Source organism: Embleya sp. NPDC020630 (assembly GCF_044334985.1).
Taxonomy (GTDB): Bacteria; Actinomycetota; Actinomycetes; order Streptomycetales; family Streptomycetaceae; genus Embleya.
This window is the reverse complement of sequence record NZ_JBIRUB010000016.1, coordinates 1-9,646: the sequence shown is the minus strand read 5'-3', so window position 1 is coordinate 9,646 and position 9,646 is coordinate 1. Positions and strand designations below refer to the sequence as shown.

Below are 9,646 nucleotides of genomic sequence, written 5' to 3'. Positions count from 1 at the left end.
GGGAACGACACCCGACAACCCAAGTCACGGCCTGAGCAAGCCCAATTCAGCCCGTCCGGCGCTTGAGGACAGGCGGGCCGCAGGCCGGCACGGGAGCATCAGGCGCCCACAAAGCGACACCATCGGCCCAAGCAGGCCCATTCAGCCCGTCCGGCGCTTGAGGACAAGCGGGCCGCAGGCCGGCACGGGAGCATCGGGCGCCCACAGCCGACACCGTCGACCCGACCAACCCAGCCCGTCCGGCGCTTGAGGACAAGGCGGGCCGCAGGCCGGCACGGGAGCACCAGACGCCCACAAAGCGACACCATCGGCCCGAGCAGGCCCATTCAGCCCGTCCGGCGCTTGAGGACAGGCCGGCCAGGGATGACACCCGCCCGCCCCCACCGCCGGCCCAGGCCACATGTCGGCCACCCCGCCTAGCCTGAAAGGCATGTGCAGAAACATCACGACGCTCCGCGGACTCGACCCCGCCGCCACCGACGTCGAGATCGAAGCCGCCGCCCGTCAATACGTCCGCAAAGTGAGCGGCGTCCAGACCACGTCACCCCGCACGGAGGAGGCCGTGGAGCGCGCCGTCGCCACCATCACCGAAGCCACCAAGGCCCTACTCGCCGAACTCCCGGAACGCCGCCAACCCCCGCCCACCTTGCCCCCACTCCGCCGCCGCGCAGCCGCCGCCAAAGCCACCGAAGCCACCACCCGGACGCCCGCCCACGACCACGACCACACCCACGATCACGCCCCCACCAAAACGGCCTAACTCACCCCAAACTCCACACCAAACCCACCCCAACCGCCCCACAAACCCCGCCGCAGCCCACTCCGGGCCCACCCGGATACGGCCAGGAAACGACTCGGAAAAGCCTTCGCCGAGGCACCGCGGACATCGGCCTCGGACACCCGTTTGCCGCCCCCGGCCGCGTTATGGTGGATGGTCCCCGCCGCCCCTCCGAGGAGCCTCACACACCGTGTCTGACTCGTTCGTTCACCTGCATGTCCACACCGAATACTCGATGCTGGACGGAGCGGCGAAGAACGACAAGCTGTTCGCCGAGGTGGCCCGCCAGGGCATGCCGGCGGTGGCCATGAGCGACCACGGCAACATGTTCGGCGCCTACGAGTTCCAAGGCACGTCCAAAAAACACGGCGTCAAACCGATCATCGGCATCGAGGCGTACGTCGCCCCCAGCACCCGCCACGCCCGCCGCCCCGAGTTCTGGGCCCCCGGCGGCAAACGCGCACCGAGCGAGGACGGCGAGGGCGGCAAGGACGTCTCCGGCGGCGGTCGCTATACCCACATGACGATGTGGGCGGAGAACCCCCAGGGCCTGCGCAACCTGTTCCGGCTCTCCAGCCTGGCGTCCATCGAGGGCTACTACATGAAGCCCCGAATGGACCGCGAGCTGATCGCCCAGCACCACGAGGGCATCATCGCCACCACCGGCTGCCCGTCCGGCGAGGTGCAGACCCGTCTGCGCCTGGGCCAGTACGACGAGGCGATCAAGGCGGCCTCGACCTACCAGGACATCTTCGGCAAGGAGAACTACTTCCTCGAACTGATGGACCACGGCCTCGACATCGAGCGCACCGTCCGTCAGGACCTGCTGCGGATCGCCAAGGAGCTGAACATCCCGCTCCTGGCCACCAACGACTCGCACTACGTCACCGAGGACCAGGCCGACGCGCACGACTCGCTCCTGTGCGTGGGCGTGGGCAAGAACAAGGCCGACCCCAACCGGTTCAAGTTCGCCGGCACCGGCTACTACATCAAGACCTCCGACGAGATGCGCCGGCTGTTCGCCGAGATGCCCGAGTCGTGCGACAACACCCTCGCGATCGCCGAGCGCATCCAGCCCTACGACGAGGTCTTCGCCGAGGTCAACCGGATGCCGCAGTTCGACGTTCCGGAGGGCGAGACCCAGGCGAGCTACCTGCGCAAGAAGATCGCCACGGGCCTGAAGCACCGGTTCGGCGACAACCCGAGCCAGGAGGTGCTGGACCGGATCGAGTTGGAGATGGGCGTGATCACGCCCATGGGCTTCGACTCCTACTTCCTCGTGGTCGCCGACATCTGCCAGTACGCCCGGGACAACGGCATCCCGGTCGGCCCCGGCCGAGGCTCCGCGGCCGGTTCGATGGTGGCCTACCTGACCGGCATCACCGGCCTGAACCCGCTCGACTACGACCTGCTGTTCGAGCGCTTCCTCAACCCCGAGCGGATCAACCCGCCGGACGTCGACATCGACTTCGACGACCGCCAGCGCGACCAGATGGTGCGCTACGTCACCGAGAAGTACGGGTCCGCGTACACCGCGCAGGTCAATACCTTCGGCACGATCAAGGCCAAGGCCGCGATCAAGGACTCCAGCCGGATCCTCGGCTTCCCGTTCGCCACCGGCGACCGCATCACCAAGGCCTACCCGCCGGACATCATGGGCAAGTCGATGCCCCTGGCCGGCATGTTCGACAAGGACCACCCGCGCTACACCGAGGCCGGCGAGATCCGCGCGCTCTACGAGTCCGACCCCGAAGTGAAGATGGTGATCGACACCGCGCGCGGCATCGAGGGCCTGACCCGGGGCACCGGTGTGCACGCCGCGGCCGTCATCCTCTCCTCCACGCCGTTGATCGACCTGATCCCGCTGCACCGGCGGGACAAGGACGGCGTGATCATCACCGGCTTCGACTACCCGTCGTGCGAGGCCATGGGCCTGGTCAAGATGGACTTCCTGGGTCTGCGGAACCTGGGCATCATCGACCACGCCATCAAGATCATCAAGGCCAACCGGGGCATCGACGTCGACATCGAGAAGATCCCGCTCGACGACCCGGTCACCTTCGAACTGCTCTCCCGCGGCGACACGTTGGGCGTGTTCCAGCTCGATGGCGGTCCCATGCGGGCGCTGCTCAAGCTGATGAAGCCGACCGAGTTCGAGGACATCTCCGCGGTCTCCGCGCTGTACCGCCCCGGCCCGATGGGCATGAACTCGCACATCAACTATGCGCTCCGCAAGAACGGCCAGCAGGAAATCACGCCGATCCACCCCGAACTGGAGCAACCCCTGCAGGAGGTGCTCGGCCCCACCTACGGTCTGATCGTGTATCAGGAGCAGGTGCAGCGCGCGGCGCAGGTGCTGGCCGGCTACAGCCTCGGTGGCGCGGACCTGCTGCGCCGCGCAATGGGCAAGAAGAAGAAGGAAGTCCTCGACAAGGAGTTCATTCCTTTTCAGGAAGGATGCCGCAAGAACGGGTATTCGGACGAGGCGATCCAGGCCGTATGGGACGTGCTGGTCCCGTTCGCCGGCTACGCGTTCAACAAATCGCACTCCGCCGCCTACGGCCTGGTGTCCTACCAAACGGCCTACCTCAAGGCGAACTTCCCCGCCGAGTTCATGGCCGCGCTGCTCACCTCGGTGGGCGACGACAAGGACAAGATGGGGATGTACCTGGCCGACGCCCGCTCGGCCGGCATCCGGGTGCTCTCCCCCGACGTCAACGAGTCGGTGGCCGACTTCACCGCCGTCGGATCCGACGTACGGTTCGGCCTGCGGGCGATTCGCAACGTGGGCGACAACGTCATCAACGACATCGTCGAAGCCCGCACGAGCAAGGGCAAGTTCAACTCCTTCGCCGACTTCCTGACCAAGATCGGCCTGCCCGCCTGCAACAAGCGCGCGGTCGAATCCCTGGTCAAGGCCGGGGCGTTCGACGCGCTCGGGCACACCCGCCGGGCCCTGGTCGACGTGCACGAGCAGGCGCTCGACGCGGTGGTCGGGCTGAAGAAGCAGGAGGCCGCAGGCCAATACGACCTGTTCGGCGGCGGCGACGAGGCGGCGGACGAGCCGGCCGTCGGGCTCGACTTCACGCTCACCGACCAGGAGTGGCCGCGCAAGCTCAAGTTGGCCACCGAGCGCGAGATGCTCGGTCTGTACGTCTCCGCCCACCCGCTCGACGGCGCCGAGCACATCCTGTCCCGACACCGCGACACCTCGATCGCCGAGCTGAAGAACTCCGGCCGGACCGAGGGCAACGTGCAACTCGCCGGGCTGATCACCGGCATCCAGCGCAAGGTGAACAAGAGCGGCTCGCCCTGGGCGATGATCAACCTCGCCGACCACGACGGCGAGATCGAGGTGCTGTTCTTCCCGCAGTCGTACACCCTCGTCGCACACGCCCTCGAGGAGGACGTCGCGGTCAGCATCAAGGGTCGGCTCAACGAACGCGACGGCGCGCTCAGCGTGTTCGGCTCGGAGCTGGTCCCGCTCGACATCGGCTCGGCCGAACACGGCGGCAAGGCGCCGGTGTGCCTGCGGCTGCCCACCACCAAGGTCAACGAGAAGCTGGTGAAGGACATCAAGCGGGTGTTGTCCTCGCATCCCGGCGACAACCCGGTGCACCTGATCCTGGAGAGCGCGCGCATGCGCACCCGCTACAACCTGGACTTCCGGGTCAACCCCGAGGGGGGCCTGGCAGGCGAGATCAAGTCGATGCTCGGCGCGGGCGTCTGGAGCATCTGAGCCGGCCGGGCCGGGAGCGACCGAGGGGTCGGGACGACGGGATTCTCTCCCGTGGTCCCGACCCCTCGGTCGTAGTGGACGCCGGCGATCGCAGTCGACGCCGGCACCCGCCCGGCGCGGACCGAACAGCTCAGCCGTGGACCCGGTCGTACTCCTCGCGGGCGAGCAGCACCCGGGACATGTGACCCTCCAGGTGCTCGATCAGGTCGAGCAGCTTGGCCGCCGTGGCGCTGCCCATGTCGGTCAGCGTGTACTCGACCCGGGGCGGGATCGTGCTGTGCACCTCGCGGAGCACAAAACCGTCCCGCTCCAGCGCCTGCAACGTCTGCGCGAGCATCTTCTCGCTGACCCCGTCCACCCGGCGACGCAGCGCGTTGAAGCGCATCGGGCCGTCGTACAGCCCGCCCAGGACCAGCACGCCCCAGCGGCCGGTGATGTGCTCCATGGCCGTGCGCGAGCCGCATTCCTTCGCGAAGACGTCGAACTCGAACTCCGGGGTCGGGTCCGGACCGGTCCTGGTCTCGGTCTCGGCTTCCATCGCTACCCCCTTCGTCGACTGCGGCTGCGACTGCGACTGCATCTGTCGAGGCTACCTCCGAACCAGTGCTTTCAAAAGTGACGCACTCTCCGCATGCAGGCACTCACCAGGAAGCCGCGCCTTCTCATAGGTTGCGCTTTCTAAAAGTTAGTGCCATCGTTTGGACAGCGGCCGGGCGACGGGTTCGGTACGCGGGAGAGAGGAACGCCTCATGATCGTCGTCACCGCGGCCACCGGGCAGTTCGGCCGCCTCGTCATCGACGCCCTGCTCGACCGGGGCACGCCCGCCTCGGAGATCGTCGCGGCGGTGCGCACGCCGGCCAAGGCCGCCGACATCGCGGCCCGAGGGGTCGAGGTGCGCGAGGCCGACTACAGCAAGCCCGAGACGCTGGTACCGGCCTTCACCGGCGCGGACAAGCTGCTGTTCGTGTCCTCCACCGGCCCCGAGGCGGACCGGATCGCGCACCACGCCGCCGTGGTCGCCGCCGCCACCGAGGCCCGGGTCGGCCAGCTGCTCTACACGTCGATCTACTCCGCGAGCGACAGCCCCCTGGGTCTGTCCCGGGTACACCGCGACACCGAGGCGCGCATCGCCGCCTCCGGCCTGCCCAGCGTGCTGCTGCGCAACGGCTGGTACACCGAGAACTACACCGGCTCGCTCGCCGGCGCCGTCGAGCGCGGCGCGGTCGCCGGTTCGGCCGGCGAGGGCCGGATAGCCTCCGCCGCGCGCGTCGACTTCGCCGAGGCCGCCGCGATCGTGCTGCTCGCCGACGACCAGGCCGGGAAGGTGTACGAGCTGACCGGCGACACCAACTGGAGCCTGGCCGAGCTGGCCGCCGAGGCGGCGCGGCAGAGCGGCAAGGAGGTCGCGTACGCGAACCTGCCGGCCGACAAGTACACCGAGATCCTCACCGGTGTCGGCCTCCCGGCGTTCCTGGTCGAACTGCTTGTCGACGCCGACCTGCGGGTCTCCGAGGGCGCGCTCGCGGGCATCACCGGCGACCTGTCCGGCCTCCTCGGCCGCCCGACCACCCCGCTCGCGGACACGGTCGCGGCCGCGCTGAAGGGCTGAGCGGCGACCGTTCGGGCCTTTCCGCACGAGGAGGCGCCCCGACCCCGGCATCGAGCCGGGTTCGGGGCGCCTTGTCGTGCGGCCGGTGTGCCGGATCAGCCCAACTCGGCCTCGATCAGGTCGGCGGCGCGCCCGGTGCCGCCCTCGGCCCGTGCCCGCTCCCGCAGTTCGGCCGAGCGGGCGGCCACGGCCGGGTCGGCGGTCAGCGCGAGGAGGGCGCCGCGCAGGGCCTCGGGTGTGGCGTCCGCGGTATCCAGTCGACGGGCCACGCCGAGTTCGACGAGGCGATCCGCGTTCGCGAACTGATCGGCGGCCTGCGGCACGGCGATCATCGGCACCCCGGTCATCAGCCCCTCGCCGCACCCGCCCATCCCGGCGTGGGTGACGAACGCGTCGGCCTGTTCGAGGATGGCCAACTGCGGGACCCACGAGTGCAGTTCGACGTTGCCCGGCAACTCGCCGAGATCGGCCGGATCGACGTACCGACCGATCTGCAACACCACGTGCCACCCCGACAGATCGCCGAACGCGGCAAGGCAGCTCCGATAGAACTCCGGCTGCCGGGTGAAGGCCGAACCCAGTGAAATCAGCAACACCCGCTCCGCGTCGGCGGGGCGAGTCCAATCCCCCTGTTCCGCACGGCGACCCAGGCACGGCCCGACGAAGTCGACCACGTCGGTGTCAACGCGGTCGGCGAACGGTTGCATGGCCCGCGACACGGTGGCCACGACCCGTCGCGGCCGGCCGCCGAAGTGGTCCACATCGGTGGTGGTCGCCCCGCAGCCGGCGAGCCAGTCGGCGAATCGGGCCCAGTAGGCATCCGCCCCCGGCAACGCCTTCATCCCGGGCAACACCTCGTCCTCATAGCCCTTCCAGGCCACATACGTCGGCGACAACTGCACGATCGGCCGCCCCTGAACCTCGGCAAGCGCCCGCGCCGCATAGGCGCCGATGTCGTACAGGTACAGGTCGGCGGGATCACGGTCGTAGGCTGCGCGCAACTGCGGCAGCGCCTGGATCGCGTCATCCAGGAACACCCCCATGGCCCCGATCGCATCGGCGGGCCAGCCGTTGTCGGAGACCGGCAACGTCGACCGATAGGGCACGAACTCGACCCCCGTCGGGGCAATCAGCTCGGCAACGGCCGGATCGTTGGCGTAGGTCACCCGATGCCCGCGACCCACCAACTCACGCAGAACCTCGAGACTCGGCAACACGTGACTGACGGCGGGTATGCCAATCATCGCAATGTGAGCGGTTTGCGCGGCAGGCGCGACAGAAGCGGCATCAGCGGCATCAGCGGCATGAGCAGGACGACCAGGCATGAGCACTCTCTCTTCGAATCCATGGCAAATTGACACGGCAGCCCGACGCCCCGGACAGCGGCGCGAAACACACGCGCGCGAGCCCGGTGCGGACAAATCAGGGGCAAGGCCCCTGCCGTGTCAGCCGTACATCTGAAAGAGGTGCATGCCGCCCACCGTATCCGGCCGCCCTCCACCAACCAACGAATTTTCCGAACGCCTCGACGGGGGACGCAAATCAGGACCGCGATCACCCCCAGACGACCTCCACGAGCATGTCCGCCTCCCGCGCGAGACGGCGCTCGAAGCCGTCGAGGATGGCGATCGGCCCGTACTCGAAGCTGCCCTCGGACACCCCGGCACAGTCGGCCACCGCAGCCGTCTCGAGCCGATCCCGCAACCGACGGAGCGGCTGCCGGCCTGGCCGCGCGCGCCATCCGAGGCCGCGTCGAACGCTGACCCGACGGACAATCGTTCGCAGCGGAACGTGCGTTCGAACGTGGGTCTCAGCCTGGGATTCACAAACGGGGTGCGGAATGCCCTCGCGGCGGGGTGCTCGAACCGACGCGGACGCCCGCGCTCGGCGCCGTGTCGTTCGGGAGGTTACCGGCTCCACGACTCCGGAATCCGGCCGAAGCGACTCACATTGCGGTCGATCACGCGCTCGTATGTCGATCGGACCGGTGACACGCCGAGGGATCGCGAATCGACGTGTACCCGGGCCGTCGATGGCCGACGGGACGGGGCATTCGGGGAGTCGCACAAAACCACCCATTTGACTCCCGGAAATTGTGATCAACGGATGATCTCATTGGGACATTGAGTGCGATGGATTGTGATACTTCGCGCTCTTTGACCCACGGGCGAGTGCGTCCACATGCACCTCCGATCCGACGTGCTCGCTCACCTCTCGTCGCTCCCACACCTGCGACAGTCCCCGCCCCGGGACGTCTGCGCGCCGGTTGACCGAGGGCGACGCCGAGTATGCGAAAGGCCCAGTTCATGGCAATCGATGCTGCTCGTTCCACGGGCTTCCGAGAACCGAGGCATTCCAGATCCGCGGCGGTGACGGCGATCATTCTCGGGATGGTGCTACTGGCGTCGGCCGCTCTCGTGTCGATAGCGCCCGGCGCACGCGCGGCGGGACCCGGCACGGTCCTCCTGGGGACGGCGGACAGCTACGCGGTGCTGGGCGGGCAGTCCGTCACCAATACCGGCCCCAGCGTCATCAGTGGGAGCTTGGGCGTCAGTCCGGGCTCTTCGGTCACCGGCTTTCCCCCGGGAATCGTCATCAACGGCACCATCCAAACGGCCCCGGCGGCAGACGGGCCGCAGGCGGATCTAACCATCGCCTACAACGACGCCGCGGGGCGCGCCCCCACCGCAAGCGTCGCGGGAGACCTCGTCGGCCTGACCCTGGTCTCCGGCGTCTACAAGTCCACCGGACCACTCGGCCTCACCGGCACCGTCACCCTCGACGCTCAGGGCGACCCCAACGCGGTCTTCATCTTCCAGATCGCGGACACCCTGATCACCGGGTCCTCCAGCACCGTCGCGCTCGTCAACGGCGCCCAAGCGTGCAACGTCTTCTGGCAGGTCGGCAGTTCGGCCACGCTCGGGACCAACACCAGCTTCAAGGGCACGATCATGGCGTTGACCTCCATCTCGGTCACCACCGGATCGACCATCGAAGGCCGAGCCCTCGCCCGCAACGGCTCGACCACCCTGGACACCAACGTCATCACCAGGCCGACCTGCTTCATCGGCCCGAGCGGACCTCCCGGACCCAGCGGACCTCCCGGACCCAGCGGACCTCCCGGACCATCGGGCTCACCTGGGGCACCCGGCTCCCCCGGCGCACCCGGCTCACCCGGCGCACCCGGCTCACCTGGCGCACCCGGCTCACCCGGGGCACCCGGTTCGGCTGGGCCCAGCGGCCCGGCAGGCCCGGCAGGCCCGGCAGGTCCCGCAGGTCCCGCAGGCCCGGCAGGTCCCGCAGGCCCCGGCGCCTCCACCACGCCCACATCGGGTCCTCCGAACGTCTCCCACCGACCCACCCACGCAGCGGGATCCCAAGCACCCGGCGGCGACTCCCACCGCCCCGCCCACGCAGCAGACTCCCTAGTGCTGTGACCGGAAACGTTCACCGGGTGGCCGGTGGTCGTGATGGTCTGCGTGCCGGTTGGATGTCATGGACATCCAACCGGCGACAGGG

At 68.8% G+C, this 9,646-nt stretch carries 6 protein-coding genes and 1 pseudogene; 4 read left to right on the top strand and 3 right to left on the bottom strand.

The window, feature by feature from the left end:
- Positions 1-430 precede the first annotated feature (430 nt).
- On the top strand, positions 431-760 hold the full coding sequence (locus ACH4XV_RS36370) for a DUF2277 domain-containing protein (RefSeq protein ID WP_395796821.1): 330 nt from the start codon (positions 431-433) through the stop codon (positions 758-760).
- Positions 761-968: 208 nt separating this feature from the next.
- On the top strand, positions 969-4,517 hold the full coding sequence (dnaE, locus tag ACH4XV_RS36365) for a DNA polymerase III subunit alpha (protein ID WP_395796819.1): 3,549 nt from the start codon (positions 969-971) through the stop codon (positions 4,515-4,517).
- A 130-nt stretch (positions 4,518-4,647) separates the two neighbouring features.
- On the opposite strand, the gene ACH4XV_RS36360 is transcribed toward dnaE, so the two are convergent.
- Positions 4,648-5,055: a winged helix-turn-helix transcriptional regulator gene (locus ACH4XV_RS36360; protein WP_395796817.1), complete on the bottom strand. Its 408-nt coding sequence runs from the start codon at positions 5,053-5,055 to the stop codon at positions 4,648-4,650.
- Between the two features lie 211 nt (positions 5,056-5,266).
- Between ACH4XV_RS36360 and ACH4XV_RS36355 the strand changes: the two genes are divergently transcribed.
- Entirely contained in the window at positions 5,267-6,127 is an 861-nt protein-coding gene (locus tag ACH4XV_RS36355; protein WP_395796815.1) for an NAD(P)H-binding protein, read from the top strand.
- A gap of 95 nt (positions 6,128-6,222) precedes the next feature.
- Here the strand turns inward: ACH4XV_RS36355 and ACH4XV_RS36350 are convergent, their stop codons facing one another.
- Positions 6,223-7,371 (bottom strand): macrolide family glycosyltransferase, encoded by a 1,149-nt coding sequence (locus ACH4XV_RS36350; RefSeq protein ID WP_395796813.1) that lies wholly within the window; start codon positions 7,369-7,371, stop codon positions 6,223-6,225.
- 1,299 nt (positions 7,372-8,670) lie between these two features.
- Between ACH4XV_RS36350 and ACH4XV_RS36345 the strand changes: the two are divergent.
- Positions 8,671-9,117 (top strand): annotated as a pseudogene (locus tag ACH4XV_RS36345) (ice-binding family protein); the annotation flags it as partial.
- Between the two features lie 73 nt (positions 9,118-9,190).
- Here ACH4XV_RS36345 and ACH4XV_RS36340 read toward each other — a convergent pair.
- Entirely contained in the window at positions 9,191-9,457 is a 267-nt protein-coding gene (locus ACH4XV_RS36340; RefSeq protein ID WP_395797076.1) for a hypothetical protein, read from the bottom strand.
- Positions 9,458-9,646 lie beyond the last annotated feature (189 nt).

Bases quoted from the DNA above. Each gene is read 5' to 3' on its own strand.
- ACH4XV_RS36350 (WP_395796813.1), bottom strand. From the start codon at position 7,371: ATGATTGGCATACCCGCCGTCAGTCACGTGTTGCCGAGTCTCGAGGTT.
- ACH4XV_RS36360 (WP_395796817.1), bottom strand. From the start codon at position 5,055: ATGGAAGCCGAGACCGAGACCAGGACCGGTCCGGACCCGACCCCGGAG.
- ACH4XV_RS36355 (WP_395796815.1), top strand. From the start codon at position 5,267: ATGATCGTCGTCACCGCGGCCACCGGGCAGTTCGGCCGCCTCGTCATC.
- ACH4XV_RS36370 (WP_395796821.1), top strand. From the start codon at position 431: ATGTGCAGAAACATCACGACGCTCCGCGGACTCGACCCCGCCGCCACC.
- ACH4XV_RS36340 (WP_395797076.1), bottom strand. From the start codon at position 9,457: ATGTGGGCGTGGTGGAGGCGCCGGGGCCTGCGGGACCTGCCGGGCCTG.